This is a genomic window from Pseudomonas sp. B5(2017), from assembly GCF_002112825.1.
Lineage (GTDB): Bacteria > Pseudomonadota > Gammaproteobacteria > Pseudomonadales > Pseudomonadaceae > Aquipseudomonas > Aquipseudomonas putida_Z.
This window is the reverse complement of the sequence record NZ_NEIR01000019.1, coordinates 49371-73434: the sequence shown is the minus strand read 5'-3', so window position 1 is coordinate 73434 and position 24064 is coordinate 49371. Positions and strand designations below refer to the sequence as shown.

Annotated in this window: 17 protein-coding genes; 13 read left to right on the top strand and 4 right to left on the bottom strand. The window is 64.7% G+C overall.

Annotated elements, in window-relative coordinates:
• From CAG00_RS24735 to madM, 4 genes are all read left to right on the top strand, one after another.
• The gene (locus CAG00_RS24735; protein WP_085665565.1) at positions 1–615 is read left to right on the top strand and encodes a malonate decarboxylase holo-ACP synthase; all 615 of its coding nucleotides are present in this window, start codon (positions 1–3) and stop codon (positions 613–615) included.
• Complete coding sequence (gene mdcH, locus CAG00_RS24730) at positions 612–1532, top strand: malonate decarboxylase subunit epsilon (protein ID WP_085665564.1); 921 nt, start codon at positions 612–614, stop codon at positions 1530–1532. The genes CAG00_RS24735 and mdcH overlap by 4 nt, the downstream gene beginning before the upstream one ends.
• Positions 1533–1735: 203 nt before the next feature.
• Positions 1736–2158 carry a malonate transporter subunit MadL gene (gene madL / locus CAG00_RS24725; RefSeq protein ID WP_085665563.1) on the top strand — a complete coding sequence of 141 codons (423 nt, stop codon included), beginning with the start codon at positions 1736–1738 and terminating at the stop codon, positions 2156–2158.
• 2 nt (positions 2159–2160) lie between these two features.
• The gene (madM, locus tag CAG00_RS24720; RefSeq protein ID WP_024087229.1) at positions 2161–2925 is read left to right on the top strand and encodes a malonate transporter subunit MadM; all 765 of its coding nucleotides are present in this window, start codon (positions 2161–2163) and stop codon (positions 2923–2925) included.
• A gap of 415 nt (positions 2926–3340) precedes the next feature.
• Here madM and CAG00_RS24710 read toward each other — a convergent pair whose 3' ends face one another.
• From CAG00_RS24710 to CAG00_RS24690, 4 genes are all read right to left on the bottom strand, one after another.
• The gene (locus CAG00_RS24710) at positions 3341–3607 is read right to left on the bottom strand and encodes a hypothetical protein (RefSeq protein WP_085665561.1); all 267 of its coding nucleotides are present in this window, start codon (positions 3605–3607) and stop codon (positions 3341–3343) included.
• A 788-nt stretch (positions 3608–4395) separates the two neighbouring features.
• Positions 4396–6285: an RHS repeat-associated core domain-containing protein gene (locus tag CAG00_RS24700; RefSeq protein ID WP_256579158.1), complete on the bottom strand. Its 1890-nt coding sequence runs from the start codon at positions 6283–6285 to the stop codon at positions 4396–4398.
• Positions 6286–6315: 30 nt separating this feature from the next.
• Positions 6316–8382, bottom strand: a complete 2067-nt coding sequence (locus CAG00_RS24695; protein WP_085665558.1) for a DUF6531 domain-containing protein — start codon at positions 8380–8382, stop codon at positions 6316–6318.
• A gap of 441 nt (positions 8383–8823) precedes the next feature.
• Positions 8824–9054, bottom strand: a complete 231-nt coding sequence (locus CAG00_RS24690) for a hypothetical protein (RefSeq protein WP_085665557.1) — start codon at positions 9052–9054, stop codon at positions 8824–8826.
• Positions 9055–9083: 29 nt separating this feature from the next.
• Between CAG00_RS24690 and mnxG the strand changes: the two genes are divergently transcribed.
• From mnxG to CAG00_RS24645, 9 genes are all read left to right on the top strand, one after another.
• A complete protein-coding gene (mnxG, locus tag CAG00_RS24685; protein ID WP_085665556.1) occupies positions 9084–14933 on the top strand; it encodes a manganese-oxidizing multicopper oxidase MnxG in 5850 nt (1949 codons plus the stop codon).
• A gap of 20 nt (positions 14934–14953) precedes the next feature.
• The gene (locus CAG00_RS24680; RefSeq protein ID WP_085665555.1) at positions 14954–16930 is read left to right on the top strand and encodes a cytochrome D1 domain-containing protein; all 1977 of its coding nucleotides are present in this window, start codon (positions 14954–14956) and stop codon (positions 16928–16930) included.
• A complete protein-coding gene (locus CAG00_RS24675; protein ID WP_085665554.1) occupies positions 16927–17583 on the top strand; it encodes an SCO family protein in 657 nt (218 codons plus the stop codon). Before CAG00_RS24680 ends, CAG00_RS24675 begins: the two co-directional genes overlap by 4 nt.
• Positions 17580–18245 carry an SCO family protein gene (locus CAG00_RS24670; protein ID WP_085665553.1) on the top strand — a complete coding sequence of 222 codons (666 nt, stop codon included), beginning with the start codon at positions 17580–17582 and terminating at the stop codon, positions 18243–18245. Before CAG00_RS24675 ends, CAG00_RS24670 begins: the two co-directional genes overlap by 4 nt.
• Before the next feature lie 257 nt (positions 18246–18502).
• A complete protein-coding gene (locus tag CAG00_RS24665) occupies positions 18503–19987 on the top strand; it encodes an ABC transporter substrate-binding protein (protein ID WP_256579150.1) in 1485 nt (494 codons plus the stop codon).
• Positions 19988–19999: 12 nt separating this feature from the next.
• Positions 20000–20641, top strand: a complete 642-nt coding sequence (locus CAG00_RS24660) for a SurA N-terminal domain-containing protein (RefSeq protein WP_085588441.1) — start codon at positions 20000–20002, stop codon at positions 20639–20641.
• 248 nt (positions 20642–20889) lie between these two features.
• Positions 20890–21423, top strand: a complete 534-nt coding sequence (locus CAG00_RS24655; protein ID WP_031325917.1) for a response regulator — start codon at positions 20890–20892, stop codon at positions 21421–21423.
• Positions 21424–21483: 60 nt separating this feature from the next.
• Positions 21484–23289 (top strand): GspE/PulE family protein, encoded by a 1806-nt coding sequence (locus tag CAG00_RS24650; protein WP_256573529.1) that lies wholly within the window; start codon positions 21484–21486, stop codon positions 23287–23289.
• Positions 23273–24064, top strand: a complete 792-nt coding sequence (locus CAG00_RS24645) for a hypothetical protein (RefSeq protein ID WP_025339369.1) — start codon at positions 23273–23275, stop codon at positions 24062–24064. Before CAG00_RS24650 ends, CAG00_RS24645 begins: the two co-directional genes overlap by 17 nt.

Here is a 24064-nt window from a genome sequence, read left to right as displayed (position 1 = left end):
ATGAACGCGCCAAGGCCGCACGACCTGCTCTGGGGCATGCCCGTATCGGGCCTGCCTGCTGATGCGCCGCGTTGGGCGCAGGATGTGCTGCTGAGCGGCCAGCCGGTGGTGGTGCGCCGTGCCACTTGTGCGGACGGCTGGGTGGCGGTGGGGCTGCGTGGCCGGGGCAGGGCGCAGCGGTCGGGTGTACTGATGCGGCTGGCCGATATCCAGTGTCAGCAAGGCCCCGAAGCGCTGCGCTGGCAAGCTGAAAGCCCTTGGCCTGCATTGCAGGCTCTGGCCACGGTCGCCCCGGTACTGGATGCCAGCGGCCTGGCCTGGGGGCCGACAGGTGGGGTGGGGTACCAGATCGCCACCGGTATGGAGGTGGTACACGCCGACAGCGACCTGGACTTGCTGCTGCGCACGCCACAACCGCTGGCCCGGGCGCAGGCGCGTGAGCTGCTGGATATCCTCGATTGCGCGCCTTGTCGTATCGACCTGCAGCTGGAAACCCCGGCGGGTGCTGTCGCCCTGCGTGAGTGGGCCGGCTTCGCCTGCCGCGTGCTGCTCAAGTCGGCCCATGGCCCACGCCTGGTAAGCGACCCATGGGCAGCGATGGAGCGTGCAGCATGAGCAGCCTGTTCGCCTTCCCCGGCCAGGGCGCCCAGCAGGTGGGCATGCTGCAGCGCCTGCCTGAGGGTGCCGGGCAATTGCTGGAAGAGGCCAGTGACACCCTCGGCGAGCAGGCCCTGGCGCTGGACAGCCAGCAGGCCCTGCAGACGACCCGTGCCGTGCAGCTGTGCCTGCTGCTGGCTGGCGTGGCCTGGGCGCGCTGGCTGATGCAGCGCAGCCCCGCGCCGGATTACGTGGCGGGCTTGTCGATTGGCGCCTACCCGGCGGCGGTCACGGCGGGCGCCCTGGGCTTTGCCGATGCCGTGCGCCTGGTTGCCCTGCGTGGCGAACTGATGCAGCGCGCCTATCCCCAAGGCTACGGCATGACCGCACTCAGCGGCCTGGACCTGGCCTGTGTCGAACGCTTGCTCAGCGATACGGGCGGCGAGGTGTATGTCGCCAACCTCAACAGCGACAACCAGATCGTCATCGCCGGTAGCGATGGCGCGATGGCTGCGGTTGCCGCCAAGGCACGCCGGCTGGGCCAGGGCGTGGCCCGGCGCCTGGCGGTCAGCGTGCCGTCGCATTGCCCGTTGCTGGATGGCCCGGCGGCCGAACTGGCCAGTGCCTTCGCCACGGTCGAGCTGCAAAGACCGCGTATCACCTACCTCAGCGGCAGCAGCGCACGGCCGATATTCGACCCACAGCGTCTGCGCGACGACCTGGCCGGCAACATGGCGCGGGTGGTCGACTGGCGTGCTACGTTGCGCAACGCCTATGAGCGTGGCGTGCGCCTGCACCTGGAACTACCGCCCGGCAACGTGCTCGGCGGGCTGGCCCGGCCGGTGTTCGAACAGGGCAGGGTGGTTGCTGTTGAAGGCACCCGTTGGGACACCCTGGATGCGCTGCTGCGACAGGAGGTGGCTAACGATCGATGACAGCGGCACCGCGGCGGATGGCGCCCCCTGTGGGAGCGGCTTTAGCCGCGAAGAATCCAGCGCGGTGCATGGCACCGGCTGCGCCGTGTTCGCGGCTAAAGCCGCTCCCACAGTGTTCAGTTCCATGGGGGCGAAACCCGCACAAAAGTGTGTTTCCGAAGAACAACAACAAGCAACTTCGACACTACCTGAGGACAACAACAATGATTATCTATGGTGTGGCACTGCTGGCGGTCTGCACGCTTGCCGGCGTCATCGTCGGCGACTTCCTGGGCGTGCTGCTGGGCGTCAAATCCAATGTGGGCGGGGTCGGCATCGCCATGATCCTGCTGATCTGCGCACGCCTGTACATGCACCGCAACGGCGGCATGAGCAAGGAATGCGAGTTCGGCGTGGGCTTCTGGGGCGCCATGTACATCCCGGTGGTGGTGGCCATGGCTGCCCAGCAGAACGTGGTCACCGCCCTGCACGGCGGGCCGGTGGCGCTGCTGGCGGCAGTGGGTGCGGTACTGGTGTGCGGTGCGACCATTGCCCTGATCAGCCGCAGCCACCGCGGCGAACCCCTGCCGGCAGTGGAGGCCGGCTCCGAAAGCAATGTGCAGGCTGCCCCTGCAGGAGGGCGTTGATCATGTGGCCGATCATTGACAATGCCCTGGAACATAACGGTTTGATCACTGCCTTTGCGGTGGTGGGCGCGATCATGTGGTTGTCGGTGGTGCTGTCGAAGTACCTGACCTTCGGCCGCGTGCACGGCTCGGCCATCGCCATCGTCATCGGCCTGGTGCTGGCCTGGGTCGGCGGCACCATTACCGGTGGCCAGAAAGGCCTGGCCGACATGGCGCTGTTCTCCGGCATCGGCCTGATGGGCGGCGCCATGCTGCGCGACTTCGCCATTGTCGCCACGGCCTTCGAGGTGCAGGCCACCGAGGCGCGCAGGGCCGGGATGATCGGCGCGGTGGCGCTGCTGCTTGGCACGGTGCTGCCGTTCATTGTCGGCGCTGCGGTGGCCTACGCCTTCGGTTACCGTGATGCGGTGAGCATGACCACCATCGGTGCAGGTGCGGTGACCTATATCGTCGGGCCGGTGACCGGGGCGGCGCTGGGGGCCAGCTCGGACGTGATGGCGCTGTCGATTGCCACCGGGCTGATCAAGGCGATCCTGGTGATGGTGTTCACCCCGGTATCGGCGCGCCTGCTGGCGCTGGACAACCCACGTTCGGCGATGGTGTTCGGCGGGTTGGCGGGGACGGTGTCGGGGGTGACGGCCGGGCTGGCGGCGACCGACCGGCGCCTGGTGCCGTACGGGGCGCTGACAGCCACCTTCCATACCGGGTTGGGTTGCCTGATGGGCCCGTCGATCCTGTACTTCTGCGTACGCGCCCTGGTCGGTTGACAACAATCTGCTGGACTGCGCAGACCCCTTGCAGGAGCGGCCTTGTGTCGCGATCGGGCCGCAACGCGGCCCCAGCGATATCCGCACCGCAGCCAAGATCCTGGGGCCGCTGCGCGCCCCATCGCGACACAAGGCCGCTCCTACAGGTACAGCGACAACCTCGAGAGCAATGCTGTACCTGTGGGAGATTGCCCAGCCCTTTGGGCTGCGCTGTCGCGTAGAAAACTGAATTCGCAAGCGGCCCGAGTATCCTGTGGGAGCGGCTTTAGCCGCGAAGAATCCAACGCGGTGCATGGCACCGGCGGCGCCGGTGTTCGCGGCTGAAGCCGCTCCCACAGAGTCCCTGCTAATTCGATGAGTTATGTGCAGTTCTATGAGAGCTGGCTTGCCGGCGATGAGGCCAGTCGACTCTACTTCAATGCCAGGTGATATCCCCGGCCTGTCGGTGGAACAGCAACTCTGTCAGGGCCTTGGTCATCTGAACATGATGTACCGCATTGACCAACATATTGATGCCGGGCTCGCCGGCGTTGGCGCAGATGAATTCGTCCAGCGTGTCTTCGATGCCAGACATCAGCTGAAGGGTGTGGATCAGAGCGTCAACCGAGGGCATGTCCTGGTTGATGGTGTAGATGGGGCGGGACGTCAGTTTGACGGGTGGGTCGGGGACGAGCTTTTTCATTATGTAATTCCAGCTTCTAGAGGAATGGAACTACCACCTGAATCTTTCTCATGGATTGAAGGTGGCAGCCGTACGCGGGTGTGAGAAAGCCGAGAAGAAGCTAGCAAAGACCCGGCCAGGCGAAAGCCCGCCCACGTACGGCCACCATAGAGGTGCTGCTAGCTTATCTGTCGGGTTCTCATGCCCGGTCACCGAAGCGACCCGAAAACGTTATCCGTGAGGTGTTTCCCCGACAACAGCGATAGTTCGGCAGCGCGCGTAGGATAATTCCTAAGCGGGTTCATTCTGAAGCATTTGGTTTCATGTTCAGAAATGTCCTACGGAGGCTGCGCGGTCCTCTTGAAGCGGGCTTGTGTCGCGATCGGGCCGCTACGCGGGCCCAGCAAGTTGCCGCGCTCGTCGTCGCGGCCCTGAATGCCGCAATAACTGCGGAGAACGTTGTCGTTCAACCGGCGCGGTGAAGTTGATGTTACACATGGCGGAGCAATTCGCCGGAATAAGCATGTGCTCCGCCGTTAGGGTTTTAGCTGGATTCGTTATTTTTCATATACCCGTTTAATATTTCTAGGATTTCCTCTTTGGAGTATTCAAATTCCTCTCCTGCGTCCATGCTTCGCAATTTTTCCATTATCTCCACTAGCTGGGTGTCGTCTGATTGATAAAGTTTGTAGTCTAGCCAGATGGAGTACGCATACATTGCAAATTTTACTGCGTCGTATTTGCGAGTTGATAGGTGCTCCACTAGGTCTTTAGCAATAGTCAATCCTGCTGTTTCTAAGGGCATCTGCTTAATCTCCGCATTTGCAATTTTTAGATGGCTCAGCCAAGCCTTGCTCAATGTCAGCCAATGTTGGAGGGTAATGAGGGAGCCTCATTTCTCTTCCGTTTTTTGACTTTGGATGAATGCGATTGACATTCCCGGAGTGATCATAGCTTTCCTCCCAGCTTCTGACTTCACCTGTTTTTGGATTCCACTCGGTGGCGTGTGATCGCCCTCTAGTGGGTCCTTGGGTTCTAGCAGGAGATTCTCGCTCATAGTATCTGATTCTACCGTCCAATAAATGCCTCTCTCTGACCGCTCTGGATTGAGCACCTTCCAATGCGGATAGTTTTTTGTCGAGAGTTGCAGTCGGCCTAAAGTCTCTGTTGGATATAAGCCCTAAGGGATCAAGCCATTCAATGGGGTTCGCTGCATAGGTGTAAACATTTAGTCCGCCTGAGAAGCCAATTGGATCCTTACCTATAAATCGTCCAATACTCGGGTCATAGTATCGATGCCGGTTATAATGCAGCCCTGTCTCGATATCAAAATACTGTCCTTGAAAGCGCAGCGGATTGCGAATATCCGCCCACTTCGCATGCTCACTGCGCTTCTCCTCCGCTACCCCCCAAGCCTTGTATACACCACTCCAAGCCACCTGCCCGATTTCATCGGTCAGCTCCATCGGGGTCCCAAGGTGATCACACTGGTACCAGGCAAAGGCGTCAAGCGGGTTCGGCGTGGGTTTGTGCTGCCAAACTGGATCCCGATTGATGTTGTAGGGCGCTTGGTAAACGGGTTGAGGTATCAACTCCAAGCTAGCCTTCGACACCGCTTGTGCAATCGGCACGAAGGTTCCGGGTTCGAAGATGTAATGGGTCATCGGCCCAGTACCATCGGGATCGCGGCATTCGAAGGCCAGGGTGTTGCCGTCCCAGCCATAGTAGGTAAAGCCGCATCCCAGCCTCCCATCCAACTCCCGTCGCGCGTTTTCGTTCCAGACAGGCCCCGCCTGCGGCCGGTCGCGGTACTTGGAACGGGAGTTCTTGTACAGGCGCCGACCCAACGCGTCGTAGGCAAAAGTGATACGTTGGTTAAGAGCGTCGTACTCGTGCTTGAAGACGGCGACCTTCTGTTCCTTCATGTATCGGAAGTGCTGGTGCTCGCGGATGTTGTTGCCTGCCTCATCGTAGAACCACTGCAGTTTGCAGGCGTCATTAACAGCGAGCAGCAGGTTGCCATTGCCGTCATAGCTGAACTTCTCGGTTTCCCATGCTTTGCCACCGCGCCGCCCGGCATTGCTCTCCAGCAACCTTCCCATGGGGTCATATTCGAAATGGGTGATGCGATCACCGTCAATGCGGCGGGTGGGCAACTGGCTGCCGTTGTCGTAGAGCCAATCGGTGGTTTCCCGGTCAAAACCGGTTTCACGCGTCAGTCGGCCGACCGCGTCATACTTGAATGTGGCCTCGGCGTTGTTTTCGTTGCGCAGGCGCACCAGTTGGCCGAGCTTGTTCCAGTGGTAAGTGAGCGTGGAATCGTCGTCGTTGCGACGCTGTTTGAGCCGACCGGCTTCGTTATAGGTCCAGATTGTCCGCCGGTGCAGGGCATCGGTGTGCTTGAGCAGACGACCTTCGGCATCATGCTCGAAGCGCTCGGAGGTTTTGTCGGGCAGGACCACGCGGGTCAGCTGGCCGGCTTGGTATTGATATTCGGTGGCTTCACCGGCTGCATTGATGAGCTTGGCCAGTTGGCCTTGCGCGCTGTATTTCCATTGCGTGGTCTTTCCTGAGCAGTCGGTGTAGCTGGTCAGCCGGCCATCACGGTCATAGCCCAGCTTCCTGTCACTCCCATTGGCATCTTTGATGCCTACGAGCATGTTTTCGCTGTTGTATGTGTACTCGGTCTTGTTCTCCAGCGGGTCGACCGTTTCGATGATGTTGCCGCGCTAATCATGGTCGTACTTCCACAGGCCGCCCTCGGCATCGCGGGTCTTGAAGCGCTGGTCCAGGTCGTCGTAGGTGTGGTGGACGGTCGTGTAGTCCGGGCGGGTGTGCTGGAGTAGATTGCCGCGATTGTCATAGACGTAGTGATCAGCGTTGCCATCAGTATGCACATGCTGGGTAACGTTCTTGTCCCTGTCACGGTACAGCCATTCTTCGTCACCATTCGGGTGGATGATGCGGTAGGTGTAACCCAAGCTGTCGTAGAAGTGCTGGGTCTGGTTGCCGTTGGCATCGGTCACGCGGGTCAGGCGAATATCTGGGTCCCAGTTCAATCGGGTATCCAGGCTGCCGTCGTCGGCCCACTCGCGGATGGCCTTGGCGTCGGAGCCTTCGCCGACCCATTCAAGGTTCATGCCCCGGCCCGTACGGTCGGTGTAGCGGGTGATCAGGTGATGGGCGTACTGGTAGGTCCATTGCGCGCCATGTTCGTCACGCGCACTGCGCAGGTCGCCCTGGGCATCGAATTCATAGCCAGCGACTTGACGCTCTGGCTGGCCATCACGCATCAACCACAGGGCGACGATCCGGCCGTGATCGTCCAGTTGCGTGTGGATGTGCTGATGGGCGGTTTCGTACTGGTAGGTCACCAGGTCGGACAGCACAGAACGGTCGGCATGGCGGTGCTCATAGAACAGTGCGATGCGTGCACCGCCCTGATGCGAGATCAGCTCCAGCCGGAACTGGTCACCGTCGCGCACGTACACCTCATGCATCACATGCCCGCGCGCCAGCACCAGCTTGTCAGCCTCTGGTCGTCCGACCCACAGGTTTTCGATCGGGTCGTGGTGATGCTTGCTGACATCAGGCAAGGGGTAGTGCTGGCTACGGCCATCGATGCCGTGGTAGACGAGCGTGTCCCCGGCCAGGTCGAAGCGGCTGGAGAACGGCGTGATCCAGCGGGCGCCGAACGGGCTATGGTCGTAGGCGCCTAGAGTCGAGCGATAGGTTCTGTTCCAGTTGATGGGAAACACGCCGGGTAGCGCGAAGTCCGTGTGGCTGATCGTTTCGCTGCCCAGGGCAAAACTGATGCTGCATCCTGTGCCGCCGGCGCCCCCGGCTTTGCGGCAGTTGGGGTCGGCACGGGCAGGGCGTTGCCGCGGGGCTGCTTCGGTGCCGTTTTGTGGGTGAACGCGCCGCACTTGGGTAACCCTGCCGTCGGCATTCACGTTGGCCCGCATCACCACAGGCTTGCGCTTGCTCAGGGCCAGCTTCAGCGCATCCAGGATCGCCGCCAGGCTGCCTGGGGTGGCCTTGTTGCCGATCTGGGCGATCTTGTTACCTGCCATTCGGCCGAGGCTTTCCAGGCTGAGCGCAATGGGTTCGAGCAGTGCCAGCAGTTTTGGGTCCGGCCCCAGGCCAAGCTGGTCTCTGCTCAAGCCGTAGCCGGTTTTGCGTTTGGCGTAATCGGAGGCTTCGGCAACCAGGCGTAATCCCGGGAAGATAACGGTCAGGGCAGTGCTTTTGACGGTGCCGTCTGCGGCCGAGCGGATAAGGTCTGCGAAGAACTGGCAGATATCCACGACCTTCTGCGCAAAGCTGGCCAGGATGGTTTGTAATTGCCGGTCGATTTCCTTGACGAAGTTTTCCAGGTCGCCCCGGCAGACGTCGGCGAGGGCGTTTTCCATCGCGATCAGCAGGGCTTGGGCCATGCCGTCCTTGGAGGAAGCCCTCGCGGACTTCAACACCGGCCGCATCACTTTGCGAGCGGGACTCATGCCGGGTATCGGTGCAATGGCGAACAGGTTGATGCCAAGGCCAACCCAGTTGAACAGGTCGGCCCGGTATTCCGGAGAACCCTGGACAAGGCTGATGATGTCCCCGATGGCGTCGGTGGCGGCGAATACCGAACCGGCGACGGGCATTACCTCCGCGACGGTGATGACGGTGCGCCAGTTGACCAGATGGCCGGTGAGGTCAGTCAGCCATTGCGCCAGCAGTTCGGTGCTGGCGCCGACATCGTCCTGGTCGAAGGTCTCGGTGGGGGCGACGACGCCGGAGCATTTATCCATGGTGGGTACCCCAGGTGACGGGATGAATCATCCAGGCTGGAGTGAGGGTATTTGGGGTAACGCGTAGAGTGTGTTGTGCGCTCATTAGTGTTCCTGCTGTTCATTCCATCGGGCAGGTGTGGTGAATTGCACGGGGTGCAAGCACCGGACACTAACGAGGCAAGGGTTCCGGGTCGCTAGTCCGGCTTCCGAAAAATGTGTAGGAAAGTTCGACTCGTGGCGTTACAGGGTGTTGGGGATGTAATAAGTGGTCACAGGCAGGCCTTTGAACCGAGCGACGTGATGGATGGCACCGGCTGCGCCGGTGTTCGCGGGTGAACCCGCTCCCACATCGACCGCATCGGCTTCAAGCCATGTGCAGTAACTGTGTGTGGCTTGCCTGCGATGAGGCCAGTACGGGTAGCGACTTGTTGATTGTGAGGTGCAGGGCGGGGGATTGGGTTAGGGCCGCCACGGGCTCGCCACCACATTGTCGGTGCCTGTGAGATCGAGCGCCGCGCGGGCGGCGCTCGATCTCACAGGCAATGAAAATCTCATGACGAACACCTGCAACCCACCCCCCGTTTCGGGGAAAACCGCTGGGGAATCCTCCCCAATCTGTTTCGTTTGCCGCTGCAACCAACTGAAAATAAAAGCAATCCGCTCCTGGCATACACCTTGCTCCAGCTCCACGCAGAGATCCTGTGTCCCGGAGGTGCAGCATGTCTATGCCACTCAAAGGCCCCATCCTGTCATCACTCGTTCTGGCCTTGCTCGGCTGGGAGTCGACCAGCGAAGCCGCCGTGCAGTGCCAGCGCACCCTGGTCGCCAACGTGGTGGCGCTGGACCAGCCACTGATGTTCAACCGCCTTGGCGCGCAAAACGCCAACGGCATGATGTTCGCCCTGCGCGAGGATGTGGTGGACGACAAGATGGTCCCCCTCAGCAGCGGCGGGGCGGCAGTACCGGGCAAGGTCACCCTGCGCCCGGACAAGCGCCCGCGGCCCATCGTGCTGCGGGTGGCCGCCGGTGAATGCCTTACCGTCAACCTGACCAACCTGCTCGACTACAAGGCCAACCCCAACAAGCACGGCATCGAGGCTGAAGAGCCTGAGGGCGAAGAGGAGGGGCCGGAGCTCGAAAACGAAGCCGCCGAAGGCTTCGTCGCCGACGAGCAGGTGGCCGAGCGCATGGTCGGCTTCCAGGTCAACGGCATGCAGGCGGTCAACAGCATCGCCGACATTTCTGCCTACACCGGGCGTAACGGCAACTTCTTCGTCAGCCCCGGCAGCACCCGCAGCTATACCTTGTACGCCGAACGCGAAGGCGCTTTCGCCGCTACCAGCAAAGCCGCCACCTTCGGCGGCGAGGGCACTGCGGGCAACGTTGCCAACGGCCTGTTCGGCCAGGTAGTGGTGGTGCCCAAACTCGGCCGCACCTACCGCAATACCCTCACCGAAGAAGAAATGCGCCTGGCCACCACCGGCCGTACCGCCACCGGCCAGCCGGTGATCGACTACGAAGCCCGCTACCCGCAAATGCAACCCTGGATCGCCGAAGGCAAGGCTGGCAAGCCGATCATTGCCATGGTCGACGGCAACCAGATCATCAACAGCGAAACCGATGCCATCGTCATGGGCCCCAACCCCGATGGCAGCTTCCCCAAATCCACCTACCCGCTGGAAAGCCTGGGCAAGCGCAACCCGGCGTTGCCCAACCGCCTGGAGGCGTTCCGTGACTTCGCCTCGCAGTTCGCCGACGAGGTCGCCGGCACCCAGGCGTTCCCTGGCTACTGGGCGGACCCGGTGATGGGCCACGTACTGGAACCCACCCGCGACTCGTTCATGATCAACTACGGTTCCGGTGGCATGGGCGCCGAAGTGGTGGCCAACCGCCTGGGCGTGGGGCCGATGCACGACTGCCTGTCGTGCGCCTATGAGGAGTTCTTCCTCAGTGCGCACACTGTCGGTGACGTCGGTACGCTGGTGGACGTGCCGGCCAACGTCGGCCTGGAGCACATCCGCCCTGGCGAGGTACCACCGGCCAGCGCAATCGGGGTCAAGGCCAGCATGGCCCTGTTCCCGGCGGAACCGGCCAACGTGCACCACAGCTACATCGGTGACTTCACCAAGTTCCGCAACACCCACAACGGCCATGAGCAGCACATCTTCCACCTGCACGGCCACCAGTGGCTGTTCAACCCCAATGACGACAATTCCGACTACATCGATGCCCAGGGCATCGGCGCGGGGGTCGGCTACACCTACGAAATCGCCAACGGCGGTTCGGGCAACCGCAACCGGGTGGCGGGCGATGCCATCTACCATTGCCACTTCTACCCGCACTTCGCCCAGGGCATGTGGGCCATGTGGCGGGTGCACGACGTGTTCGAGGAAGGCACCCGCCTTGAGGTGAGCGGGCAGGGCGAGAACGGCTTCCACAGCACCCCGTTCGCCCTGCGCAGCGGCAAGCCGGCGGTTGGCGCCCGGGCCCTGCCCGATGGCGAGATCGTTGCCGGCACGCCGATCCCGGCCATCGTGCCGCTGCCCGGCAAGGCCATGGCGCCGATGCCAGGCAAGGTGGTGGTGGTACCGAAGCTGTCCGAAGCGCTGGTTGCCGCCAATGATGATGACGACGAGCCCGAGGAAGAAGAGGATGAAGAGCCAGCCAACCAGGCGCCGGTCCGCAAGGCCATCGGCTCGCTGGCACTGGTCGACCGCAGCGACGCCAACCGCAACGCCGACGGCACCTTGAAGAACCCTGGCTATCCGTTCTGGATCGGCGGCATGGAAAGCAGCGTGGGCAACCGCCCACCAACCCCGCCACTGGACATGCTCGACCCGGCCATGGCACGCCAGCTCAAGGAAAGCGGCAAGGCACTGTGGGCCAACCTCGACCCGAACCAGGTCGATGGCTGGGACGGCGGCCTGGGGCGCCACGCGCTGGACGGCGTATCCGCCGGCGGCGAGGCCGAAACCACCACCACCAAGCTCGATTTCACCAAGGTGGTACACAAGGCCAAGCCGATCTACCTGCCCGAAGAGGGCACCGATGTCGAGCAGGCGGCCATGCAGTTCCACGCCCTGGCCGAACACCCAAGCTTCGCCCTGATCCCCGGCAGCCAGCCGGTGGCCAAGGCGTTCCGCACCAACGGCGCCTTGCCGACTGCCGGCGCGCCGTTCTACGAGCCGTGCATGGATGACCGGGGCAAACGCCTGACCCAGTCTTCCGGGGTAGGCGAGTACTTCAGCGGCGAGAGCCTGGCGGGCCTGAACTTCCGTGGCGCCTCGGCCTTCACCGCCGACCGCCCACGCATCTACAAGGGCGCCAACATCCAGTTCGACGCGGTGTACAACAAGGTCGGCTACCACTTCCCGCAGGCCCGCATCATCGCCCTGTGGGAAGACGCCTGGCCGGTGATCACCAAGCAGCGCCCGCCAGAGCCGCTGGTGATGCGCATGAACACCTTCGACTGCACCATGTACCAGCACACCAACCTGATCCCGAACATCTACGAGATGGACGACTACCAGGTGCGCACCCCGACCGACGTGATCGGCCAGCACATTCACCTGCCCAAGTGGGACCTGACCGCCGCCGATGGCTCGGCCAACGGCTGGAACTACGAAGACGGCATCCTCTCGCCCGGCAGTGTGGTCGAGCGGGTGCAGGCCATTCGTGCCTACAACGGCTGCACCCAGGGCGATAGCCGCGACGGCACCGCCGCCTGCCCGCAAGCCCGGCAGCACCCGTACTTCGGCCGCTTCGGCCGGGCCGACTGGCTGGGCGCACGCACGGCCATGCAGCGCTGGTTCGCCGACCCGCTGGTGAACGTGTACAACGTCGACCGTGGCCTGGGCACCATCTTCACCCACGACCACCTCGGCCCATCGACCCACCAGCAGCTTGGGCTGTATGCCACCGTATTGGCCGAGCCGGCCAACTCCACCTGGTACCACGCCGAAACCGGCGAGAAGCTGTACAACCCGGCCACGCGCCAGGACGGTGGCCCGACCTCGTGGCAGGCGGTGATCCAGACCGGTGACCACGATGGCGACGGCAAGAACGACAGCTACCGCGAGTTCTTCCTGGAATACAGCGACTTCCAGCACGCCTACGAGGCCGGTGTGTACGTCGGCGCCGGGCCGGACGGCATCCCCAATGCCCAGTCGTACCCGGCCACCGCCGACAGCTTCCGCTACGCCATCAACCCGCCGGTGCGCGGCAAGGCGTCGAACCTGCTGGAGGCCATTGTCGAGGAGCGCGGCGGCATCAACCCCGGTTGCCCAAGCCGGCCCTGCCCGCAGGCGATTTCGGTGGATGACCCGGGCATGTTCGTCGTCAACTACCGCAACGAGCCCCTGGCCCTGCGTGTGTACGACCCGAACAAGGTCGGCCCGGACGGCAAGCGTGGCATGCAGGCCGACGGCCTGGCCGGCGACCTGAGCTATGCCTTGCAAACCCGTACCGACCGGGCGATTCCGGCCATGAACCTGGCTCCGTCGGCGATTACTTCGGCCGTGGGCCCCACCGGCGGCACCACGCTGTTCCCGCCGCACATCAACGCGGCCGGCAGCGAACCGGGCGACCCGTTTACCCCGATGCTGCGCACCTACTCCGGTGACAACGTACGCCTGCGCATGCACGCCGGCGGCCATGAAGAGGAGCACAACGTCACCTTGCATGGCGTGAAGTGGCTGCAGAACGGCACCGGCTACGGCAACAGCTCCAACTCGGGCTGGAAGTCATCGCAGATGATCGGTATTTCCGAGCAACTGGGCTTCATGGCGCCGGTGTCGATGATCTCCAGTTCGGCGGCCACCAACGGTGACTACCTGTATTCCCTGGACGCGGCCCTGGAGGGCTACTGGAACGGCATCTGGGGCATCATGCGCAACTACACCGCGCAGCGTGCCGACCTGTTCCCGCTGCCCAACAACCCGCAGCCGGTGGCCATGCGCAACACCGTGAACTTCGATGGCATCTGCCCGAAAACCACGGCCAATCCCAACGGCATCGGCAGCCGCCCCACGGTCAAGCGCAGCTACGAAATCGTCGCGGCACTGGCCAACGACATCCTCGAGAACCGCAACGGCGTCAGCATCAACGACCCGGCCGGTGTCGGCCAGCATGTCGGCGGCCCGCTCAAGGCCAACGGCGGCACCCTGGTGTTCAACAGCCGCAAGACCGCCATCCCGCTGGTCAGTGGGGTAGACCCCGAAGATGGGGAACCCTTCACCATCGGTGGCCACAGCGCGCCGCTGCACGACCCGACCGCAATCCTGTACGTGCGCAAGGCCGACCTGGACGCCACCACCGGCAAGCTGAAGGCGGGTGTGCCCGTGGAGCCGCTGGTGCTGCGCGCCAACGCCGGCGAGTGCATCAGCATCACCCTGGAAAACCGCCTGCCACTGGTGATGCCGGACCTGCCCAGCACTGCGGTGATGCACAACGTGGTCAAGCGTGACCGCTTCGACAGCGAGGGTGCCACCGCCTTTGCCAACAACCTGATGCGGCCGTCCAGCCACGTGGGCCTGCATGCCCAGCTGCTGGCCTACGACATCACCAAGTCCGACGGTGCCAACGTCGGCCTCAACCCGGTGCAGACCGTGGCCCCGCGTGCCGGCACCAGTGGCGCCTGGCCGACCCGTACCTACCAGTACTATGCCGGCCACCTGGAGCGTGAAGGCAAGCCGGTGTCGCAACTGGGCCGCACGGTGGACAACATCAACACCACGGCCATCGAGTTCGGCGGCCTCAACCTGACCCCGTCGGACTTCATCAAGCAGCCGCAGAAAGGCCTGGTGGGTGCCATGAGCATCCTGCCGCAGACCGCCACCTGGACCGAGGACGGCGCAACACGGGCCCAGGCCACGGTCAAGGTCACCGGCCAGCCGGACTACCGCGACTTCGTCACGGTCTGGCAGCGTGCGCTGAACATGCGCTGGGCCGACGGCCGCCCGGTGGAGGGCATCAATACCGAAGGCAACGGCGCCGCCGGCGACCCGCAGGACAACGGCAACATGGCGGTCAACTACAAGACCGAGCCCCTGTGGCTGCGCTTCGGCATGGCCCCCGACTCACCCTTCGGCCGCGCCGCCGGCCTGGGCTTTGGCGATGTGCCCAACGCCCACATGGCCTACGCCAACGCCCTGGTCGGTGGCGACCCGCAAACCCCGGTGCTGTACGCCAAGCCCGGCCAGCCAGTGCGCAACCATATCGTGATGCCCAGTGGCGGCAGCCGCGGCATGGTCTACCAGCTGGATGGCCACTTGTGGCCGCTGCACAACTACCAGGCCGAGAAGAGCGACGAGTACGGCTACCCGATGTGGCAGCCCGGCATCGGCTCGGTGCGCTTCGGCTACAACCCGATGGCCATGTACATCGGTGCCCAGGAAAGCGTGCTGCCGGCCGCGCACTTCAGCTTCATGCTGCCCAGTGCCGGCGGCGCCAACGCGGTGGCGGGCGACTACCTGTTCCGCGACTACGCCGCCTACGGCAACCTCTCGGGGCTGTGGGGGATCTTGCGGGTGACCAATGAAGCGCCGCCGGCAACGGCACCGGCGCAGTGACGGTAAATGGGGGCGCGAACATGAACAAGAAAACCCGCCTTGCATACATGGGGGTAGCACTGGGGGCTGTGCTGATCGGCCTGGGCGTGGCCTATGAAAGCCTCTGGTGCGATCCGCGCGAGTATTTGCAGGGCTCTGACGACCCGCAGGCCCCGCACCGGCTCAGCCGCGACGGCGTGACCGTGGAGTTCGAGGCCCGGCCGCTGGCGGGGGGCGAGCTGCAGGAGGGCAGCTTCGCCAACATCCGTTTCAAGGTCAGCGACCAGGCCAGTGGCCAGCCGCTGTCGGGCATGGCCCCGGGGGCGTGGATCGACCCGACGCAGTCGGCCCCGGAGGGCGACCGCGACCAGAGCTGCAAGGCCCGTGTCGCGCTGTTCCTCAAAAGCAGTATCGGCGCCCGGCCGTTGCTCGACTTGAACAGCTACTTCCTGTTGATGATGAACAAGGACGCCAGCCTGACGGTGATCGACCCGACCGTTTCGGTTGGCGGCGTGACCAGTACCATGGCCCGCATCGACCTGCCTGGGCGGCCCATGGACTGGGTGGCCACCGGTGACGACAAGCTGGTGTTCGTGTCCATCCCGGAGCGCGGCAAAGTCTCGGTGATCGACACCGAAACCTTCACCCGCGTGGCCGACCTGAACGCTGGCGACCAGCCCCTGCGCGTGGCCCTGCAGCCGGACCAGCACCGGTTGTGGGTAGGCAACAACAGCAGCGATCCGGCCAAGGGCGGGGTAACGGTGATCGATGTACCGGGGCGCAACACCCTGAAAACTTTCAACACCGGCGGCGGGCACCACGAAATCGCCTTCAGTGCCGACTCGCGCTACGCCTATGTCAGCAACCGCGACAGCGGCACCCTGAGTGTCATCGACATCCCGGAAATGCGCCTGGCCAAGACCATCAAGGTTGGCCCGCACCCGCTGTCGGTCAGTTATTCGGCGTTGTCCCAGGCGGTGTACGTGGTCGATGGCGAGGAGGGCAGCGTGCGCGTGTTCGATGCCCGCAACCACCAGCTGCGCCACACGGTCCAGGCCGCCCAGGGCCTGGGGCCGATGCGCTTCAGCAGCGATGGCCGCTACGGCATCGTGCTCAACACCCTGGAGAACCAGGCCCTGGTGATCGACGCCAGTACCGACAAGCTGATCCACCAGATCCCGGTGGCGGCCGAGCCGTACCAGCTGACCTTCACCAAGGGCTATGCCTACGTGCGCGGCCTGGCTTCGCCGAAGGTGAGCATGATCAACCTGGCCAGCCTGGGCGAAGGGCGTTCGCCGATCATCCAGGGCTTCGAGGCCGGCCCGGCGGCGCCACGCCAGGCCGGTGACCTGCCGCTGGCCCAGGGGCTGTCGGTGTCGCGTGACGACAATTCGGTGTTCGTGGTCAACCCGGTGGACAACACCACCTACTTCTACGCCGAAGGCATGAACGCACCGATGTCCGGCTACAACAACCGTGGCCACCAGGCCCGCGCCGCCATCGTCGTCGACCGCAGCCTGCGCGAACTGGCGCCGGGCGTGTACGGCTCGACGGTGAAGATGCCCGCCGCCGGCAAGTTCGACGTGGCCTTCCTGCTCAACCAGCCGCAGATCATCCACTGCTTCAGCACCGATGTGGCCGCAGCGCCGAGTGCCGGCAGGCGCAAGGGCGCCCACGCCGAGTTCATCGGCCTGGACCGGCCGTTGTCGCAGCACAGCGCCGTTACCGCGCGGGTGCGCATCGTCGGCGACGACGGCCAGCCGCGCCTGGGCCTGAGCGACCTGAGCCTGCGCTACTTCCTGGCGCCTTCGTCGATGCCGCAGAACCTGCAACTGGAGGAGGTGGGCGAGGGCATCTATCAGGCAGCCCTGACCCTGCCCGAAGCCGGCGCCTGGTACCTGCACGTGCAGTCGCCGTCGCTGGGGCGCAGGTTCGCCGAGGAAAACTACACCAGCCTGCGCGTCCTGCCGGCCGCAACGTCCACCGTTTCCGAGAATGACGTGAGGAACCTGCGATGAACGCCAAGCATGCTTGCAAACTATTGGCCCTGAGCCTGGCTTTTGCCGGCAACCTGGCCCAGGCCCATGGTGGCCACGACCACAACGGCCACGCCGAACAGCCACCGGCGGCGCGCCAGGAAAAGGCCAGCGTGCGCTTTGCCGATGTCTCGCTGCTGAACCAGGACGGCATGCCGGTACGCCTGGAAAAAGACCTGGTGGGCGACCACCTGGTGGTCATGGGCTTCATCTACACAAGCTGCACCACGGTGTGCCCGGTGGTGTCGTCGATAATGGGCAAGGTCCAGCAGCAGCTGGGTGGCCGGGTAGGGCAAGACATTCATCTGGTGTCGATCAGCGTCGACCCGCAACGTGACGATGCCAAGCGCCTGCAGGACTACGCCAAGGCCTTCCAGAAGGGGCCGGGCTGGAGCTGGCTGACCGGCACGCCGTACGCCATCAGCGAAACCCTCAAGGGCCTGGGCAGCTTCAGCGCCGATCTCAGGCAGCACCCGCCGCTGATCTTGGTGGGTGACGGGCGCACCGGGCACTGGACGCGCTACTACGGGTTCACCGACCCGGCAGTGCTGATCGACGAAATCAACCGCCTCGGCGCCCGCCGGGTGCATGCCAAGAGCACGGCCATTGCCGACCATCACGAGGTGCAACCATGAGCCAGGTAAGCAACCGCCGCGTTGCCATGCGCGGTTTTGACTGGCTGGTGCTGGGTGGCTGCCTGTGGATCCTCGCCTCGGTGGCGTTCGCCCATGAAGGCCATGCCCCGCAGGCGCCAGAACCGCAGCCGGCCCCGCAGGCGATGACCAGTGGCGGCGGCACCCGCGATGCCCAGACCTGGTTCACCGACACTGTGCTCAAGGACCAGAACGGCCGCGAGCTGCGCTTCTACAGCGATGTGCTCAAGGACAAGGTGGTGATGCTCAACGTGATCTTCACCCACTGCACCGACGCCTGCCCGCTGATTACCCGCAAGTTGCGTGAAGTGCGCGAGACCATGGGGCCGCAGCTGGCCAGCCAGGTGACCTTCGTGTCGATCAGCAGCGACCCGCTCAACGACACCCCCGAAGTGCTCAAGGCGTTTGCCGAGAAGCAGGGCGTGGATGGGCCCAACTGGGTGTTCCTGACGGGTGACAAGGCCAATGTCGACCTGGTGCTCGGCCGCATCGGCCAGTTTCTGCCCAGCCCCGAGCAGCATTCGACACAGCTGATTGCCGGCGACGTGGCCGGCAAGCGCTGGAGCAAGATCCGCCCGGATGCGCCGCCTGCGGCGATTGCCCAGCGCATGCAGTTGCTGGCACTGCCTTTGGCAGGGCGGTGAGCATCATGCGCAGTACTTCGCCAATGCCGGCGCCAAATTTGGCGCGAATCCCGGCGCGAATCCCTGTAGGAGCGGCCTTGTGTCGCGATCGGGCGCGCAGCGGCCGCAGGACCGGCGAATGTGTTTCATCAGGTACTCCGGGTATGCCGGTTTTACGGCCGCTGCGCGCCCGATCGCGACACAAGGCCGCTCCTACAGGGATTCGCGTCCGTATTGAAGCAGTGCTGCGCTATCTGGCATTCGCATTAGGCATTGCCATGTGCAGCGGTGCACTCGCCCTGGACCTGACCGAACATGAACAAGCCGGCAAACACCTCTACCGCCAGGGCGTCTCCAGCAGCGACGCACAACTGCAGGCCCGGGTCGGTGTCAGCGACATGACGGTCCCCGCCAGCGTGCTGCCCTGTGCCAGCTGCCACGGCAACGATGGCCGCGGCCGCGCCGAAGGGGGGGTACGCCCGCCCAGCCTCGACTGGCAGCGCCTGGCGCAAGGCCAGGGCGAACGCGAGGTCAACGGCCGCCGCTATCCGGCCTACACCGACAGCAGCCTGGCCCGGGCCATCCAGCATGGCGTCGACCCGGCCGGTAATCGCCTGGACCCGGCCATGCCACGCTTCGAGCTGACCCTGGCCGACCAGCGCAACCTCACGGCCTACCTCAAGCGCCTGGCCCAGGAGCGCGACCCCGGCGTGGAGGAGGGCGTGCTGCGCCTGGGCACCTTGCTGCCGGCATCCGGCCCGCTGGCCGAGGCCGGGCAGGTGGTGCGTGCGGTGCTGGAAGACGGCCTGACGCAACTCAACCAGCAGGGTGGCATCCACGGGCGACGCCTGGAACTGGTGGTGCTCGACCCGGGCGCCGACCCGGCCAGCGCCGAACGGGCACTGCAGCAGTTGCTGGAGCAGGAACGGGTGTTCGCCCTGATCGCGCCATTGGTACCCATGCTCGACCAGCGCCTGGCAACCTTGCTGGCGCCACACAATGTACCGCTGATCGGCAGCACCCCACGAAGCGGCGGCAGCCCACAGATTTTCGACCCGTTGCCCGGCTTGCCCGCGCAATTGCTGAGCCTGGCCGGCCACGCCCGCGCAGCGCTGGGCCTGGCAGCGGGCGACCTGCGTGTGGTGTATGCCGGCAATGAACATGCGGCGTTGGCCGAACAGGTGCGCGAACGCCTGCTGCAGCAGGGCTGGGCAACACCTGCGGCCCAGGCCTTTGCAGGAAAAGCCGTGGACGGGCAGGGCATTGTCTTCCTTGGCCGTGCCCAGGCCTTTGCCGAACTGGCTTCGGCGCTGCAGTCAGCCGGCCGCCAGCCATACCTGTTTGGCGCCTCCAGCCAGGTGACCGGCGCCGTGGCGCGCTTGCCCGAGTTCTGGTCGCAACGGGTGTTCCTGGCTTATCCCTACGTGCCCGAGGACTGGACCGAACAGGGCCTGGCGACCCTGGCCGGCCTGCAGCAGCGCCAGGGCCTCGACCCTCGCCAGGCGTCGTTGCAGGTAAACACCCTGTGCGCCCTGCGCCTGTTGAGCGAAGCGTTGAAGCAGACTGGCCGTGACACCAGCCGCGAGCAGCTGATTGCCGCGCTGGAGGGCCTGCATGATGTGTCCACCGGCCTGACCCCGGCCCTGGGCTTCGGCCCCGGTCGCCGCCAGGGCATGGCCGGTGCCCATGTGGTGGCGGTGGCCCTTCCCGGGCCGCGCTTTACCGCGGTCACCCCGTACCGGCCACTGCCGGACAGCCCTTGAGCGGAGGTTGCCATGCGTGTTCTGTTGTTGTGCCTGTTGCAGGTGCTGGCCAAGGCAAGCTGGGCCGATATGCCGGCGGCACGGGTCAACGGTGTGGAGATCGAGACGATGCGCCTGGAGCGCTATTTCAGCGAATACCTGGACGCCCAGGGCCGCGCGGTGGCCAGCATCCGCAACCCGAACCTGTACCAGCGCCTGCGCGATCAGGCCCTGGATGAACTGATCGACAAGGAGCTGTTGTGGCAGGAGGCCCAGCGCCTCGGCATAGCCATCAGCGACGAGCAGGTGTCGGCGCATGTGGGCGAGATCGAGGCCGCGCTTGGCAGCCCGGCAATTTTTGAGCGGCGGCTGGCGGAAGCGGGTTTCGATAGGGCACAGTACAATGAGTACACCCGGCGCGAGCTGGCCGCGCAGCAGGTGTACGCCCAGCTCAGCGCGGTCGCCGCGCCCAGCGAGGCCGAAGTGGAGGCATTCTATGATGCCAATTCGCAAAACCTGCAAGGAGTGCAGCAACAAAGTGACGAGCCTTCGGTCATACGCGAACAGGGCCTGGTCCTGGCCAGGGCCACGCTCATCGGGCAGCGGGAGGCGCAGGCGCGCCAGTCCGTGCGCCAACGTTTGCGTGCGTCCGCTACCGTGGAGATCGCCGACTGAGGCCCCTGATGGCGTTTCCCCAATGCTGGGGAATAACGAAATAGCAGTGTGCCATCGCTTTCCCCGCATGTGGGGAACGGGGCTGGTGCGCCTGCCCGCCGCGTTGCGGGTAGTGATCGGTGCCCCTGCAAAATCAATGAGTTACGGTTATTCAGCATGACTATTCACGCCTGGCACGAAGCCTGCTCAAGCCTGTACAGGGGCGCACTTCGCAGACCGGGTTACCGGGCAGTTCTTGGGAGTCGACCTTGGTGAACAGAGTATTGGTAGTCGATGACGAACAGACTCTTGCGCAGAACCTGCAAGCGTACCTGCAGGCGCAAGGCCTGGAAGTTCATGTTGCCCACGACGGTGCCAGTGGTATCGAGCAGGCTGCAAGCCTGGCACCGCAAGTGATCGTGCTGGATTACCGCTTGCCCGACATGGAGGGTTTTCAGGTTCTGGAGACCGTACGCAGGAACAGGCAGTGCCACTTCGTGCTGATTACCGCCCACCCCACCGTCGAAGTGCGTGAGCGGGCCGCCGAGCTGGGTGTGAGCCATGTCCTGTTCAAGCCGTTCCCGTTGGTGGAACTGGCCCGTGCAGTCTTCGACCTGATGGGCATCGAGCGCCGGCGCAGGGCCACGGACAACCCGGCTGAAGGGTTCGTCGAACGACGCCAGAACAGGAACGAATCGTTCCCCCTGCAGTTGTACGATGGAAGCTGGGTTTTGGCCGACCGCCGCCGTAACGGCGCCAAGCCCCCAGGGCCCGACGACGATCAACTGCTCACAGGGGAATAGCGGCGCCCGCACCCCTGGCCGAGCCAGCCTGCGACGCGCCCCTGAGCGGAGTCGCAGGCCATGCCAGAAGCATTCGATGCAACCCAGGACGCTCCACCGCCTGCACCGGCCTCTTCGCGGGTAAACCCGCTCCCACAGGGGCACTGCAATCCTGAAGATATCGAAAATCCTGTGGGAGCGGGTTTACCCGCGAAAGGGCCGGCACAGGTAAAAGCATATTCTGCCTACCCCCGCGACCTGCTGGCCCAGGCCCGCCTGCAAACCAGCGACGAACGCCTGCTCACCCGCCTGGAACAGCTGGCCGGCGACACCCCCGACACCTTCACCCAGCGCCTGGGCCTGACCCTGCATTACCCGGTGCTGGGCAGCCACACGCTGCTGGCGAGCACCCCACGCTTCGACAAGGTCAGCCTGGCGATGTGCCTGAAGCGTGAATTCGTGCTGATCGAGCAGGGCGGCCAACTGCTGGGCGTGTTCGCCGACCCCTTCGACCACGCCCGTCTGGCCTGGATCGACGACGTGCTGCAAGGCGCACCGCTGTACCTGGCCCACGCCGCCGACCTGGCCACCTTCCTGGCCCGCCACGAAGAAAGCTTCCACGCCGTGGACGCCCTTGACCACGACGCCGAAACCAGCAGCGAAAGCGACCCGCTGCAGCGCCTGTCGCTGGCCAGCATCAGCGAAGACCAGAGCCGCGTGGTCAAGCTGGTCAACTCCACGCTGTACGACGCCCTCAAGCTGCACGCCAGCGACATCCACCTGGGCATGACCGGCCAGGGCCTGACCATCAAGTACCGCATCGACGGTGTGCTAAACGGCGCCGGCAAGGCCAGCGGCAGCGCCTTCGCCGACCAGGTGATCTCGCGCATCAAGGTGATGGCCGAGCTGGACATCGGCGAAAAACGCGTGCCCCAGGACGGCCGTTTCAAGGTTGCCGTGGGCGACCGGCAAATCGACTTCCGGGTATCGATCATGCCCAGCATCTTCGGCGAAGACGCGGTGCTGCGGGTGCTCGACAAGCAGGACCTGTCCGACCGGGTCAGCGGCGTGCAGCTGCAGGCCCTGGGCTTTGCCGAGGAAACCCTGCGCGCCCTGCGCCGGCTGGCCGCCGAACCCTACGGCATGATCCTGGTCACCGGCCCCACCGGCAGCGGCAAGACCACCACCCTGTACGCCATGATCAGCGAGATCAACCACGGCGTGGACAAGATCATCACCATCGAGGACCCGGTCGAATACCAGCTGCCCGGCGTGCTGCAGATCCCGGTCAACGAGAAGAAGGGCCTGACGTTCGCCCGCGGCCTGCGCTCGATCCTGCGCCACGACCCGGACAAGATCCTGGTCGGTGAAATCCGCGATCCGGACACCGCGCAAATCGCCGTGCAGTCGGCGCTCACCGGCCACCTGGTGTTCACCACCATCCACGCCAACAACGTGTTCGATGTGATCGGCCGCTTCAGCCAGATGCAGGTCGACCCCTACAGCTTCGTCTCCGCGCTCAATGCGGTGCTGGCCCAGCGCCTGATCCGCCTGGCCTGCCCGCACTGCGCCACGCCGTGCGAAGTCGACGACGACACCCTGTACGGCGCGGGCCTGACCCGCGAGGGCGTGGCCGGCTGGAAGTTCGTCCGCGCCCAGGGTTGCGGCCAGTGCCGCGGCAGTGGCTACCGCGGCCGCAGCGCCATCGCCGAACTGCTGCACCTGGACGACGACCTGCGGCAGATGATCGTCGAGCGCCGCCCCCTGTCGCAAATAAAGAACCTCGCCTGCCAGCGCGGCCTGCGCCTGCTGCGGGCCTCGGCCCTGGACCTGGTCCGGGATGGCCGTACCACTCTCGAGGAGATCAACCGTGTCACATTCATCTGATCGTGGCGCTTACAGATACAGTGCCGTACTCGGCGCCGAAGGCGTGGGCCTGGGTAGCTGGCACGCCAATCACCACCAATGGCTGGGCAGCCGCGACTTTACCTGTGATGCCGCCCAACCGGCCTGGGAGGCTGCCGTCGATGCCCTGGCCACCCTGCTGGCCGAGCATGCCGTGCGCGGTGCCCAGTTGCGGGTGCTGCTGTCGGCCCGCTACAGCCGCTTCTGCCTGGTGCCCTGGAGTGATGCCATCAGCCACCCGCGCGAGCTGGACGCCTACGCCCGGGCCTGTTTCGAAAACCTCTACGGGCAGCCGCTGGACGACTGGCGCATCGTGCTGTCGCCCGAGCCGGCCGGCGCCGCGCGCATCGCCACGGCGCTGCCCGAAGCCCTGCTGCAGCGGCTGCAGGCGCTGGGCCGGGAAAGCCACCTGAGCCTGCGCTCGGTGCAGCCGTACCTGATGGCCGCCTACAACCGCTGCTCGGCACAGCTGGAGCAGGGCGACTTCCTGTTCGTCCTGGCCGAACCGCGCCGCAGCGTGCTGCTGCTGGCCGCCGGCGGGGCCTGGCAGCAAGTGCTGGCGCAAGGCTGCGCCGACAGCGACCAGGCCCTGCAAGCACTGATCGAGCGCACTTGCGAGCTGTACGGCGAACACCTGCCACGGGTCTACCTGCATGCCCCGGGCCGGGGCGAGGTGCCGCAACTGGCGGCGGTGCAGCTGTGCCAGCCGGCCAGCGACGCCGACCCGCTGTGCGCCATGTGGCGGGCGGTGGCCTGA

What these genes read in the sequence shown, in the direction of transcription:
- CAG00_RS24735 (WP_085665565.1), top strand. Translation starts at nt 1, where the DNA reads ATGAACGCGCCAAGGCCGCACGACCTGCTCTGGGGCATGCCCGTATCG.
- CAG00_RS24670 (WP_085665553.1), top strand. Translation starts at nt 17,580, where the DNA reads ATGAGCCAGGTAAGCAACCGCCGCGTTGCCATGCGCGGTTTTGACTGG.
- madL (WP_085665563.1), top strand. Translation starts at nt 1,736, where the DNA reads ATGATTATCTATGGTGTGGCACTGCTGGCGGTCTGCACGCTTGCCGGC.
- mnxG (WP_085665556.1), top strand. Translation starts at nt 9,084, where the DNA reads ATGTCTATGCCACTCAAAGGCCCCATCCTGTCATCACTCGTTCTGGCC.
- CAG00_RS24695 (WP_085665558.1), bottom strand. Translation starts at nt 8,382, where the DNA reads ATGGATAAATGCTCCGGCGTCGTCGCCCCCACCGAGACCTTCGACCAG.
- mdcH (WP_085665564.1), top strand. Translation starts at nt 612, where the DNA reads ATGAGCAGCCTGTTCGCCTTCCCCGGCCAGGGCGCCCAGCAGGTGGGC.
- CAG00_RS24660 (WP_085588441.1), top strand. Translation starts at nt 20,000, where the DNA reads ATGCGTGTTCTGTTGTTGTGCCTGTTGCAGGTGCTGGCCAAGGCAAGC.
- madM (WP_024087229.1), top strand. Translation starts at nt 2,161, where the DNA reads ATGTGGCCGATCATTGACAATGCCCTGGAACATAACGGTTTGATCACT.
- CAG00_RS24675 (WP_085665554.1), top strand. Translation starts at nt 16,927, where the DNA reads ATGAACGCCAAGCATGCTTGCAAACTATTGGCCCTGAGCCTGGCTTTT.
- CAG00_RS24680 (WP_085665555.1), top strand. Translation starts at nt 14,954, where the DNA reads ATGAACAAGAAAACCCGCCTTGCATACATGGGGGTAGCACTGGGGGCT.
- CAG00_RS24650 (WP_256573529.1), top strand. Translation starts at nt 21,484, where the DNA reads ATGCCAGAAGCATTCGATGCAACCCAGGACGCTCCACCGCCTGCACCG.
- CAG00_RS24665 (WP_256579150.1), top strand. Translation starts at nt 18,503, where the DNA reads ATGTGCAGCGGTGCACTCGCCCTGGACCTGACCGAACATGAACAAGCC.
- CAG00_RS24710 (WP_085665561.1), bottom strand. Translation starts at nt 3,607, where the DNA reads ATGAAAAAGCTCGTCCCCGACCCACCCGTCAAACTGACGTCCCGCCCC.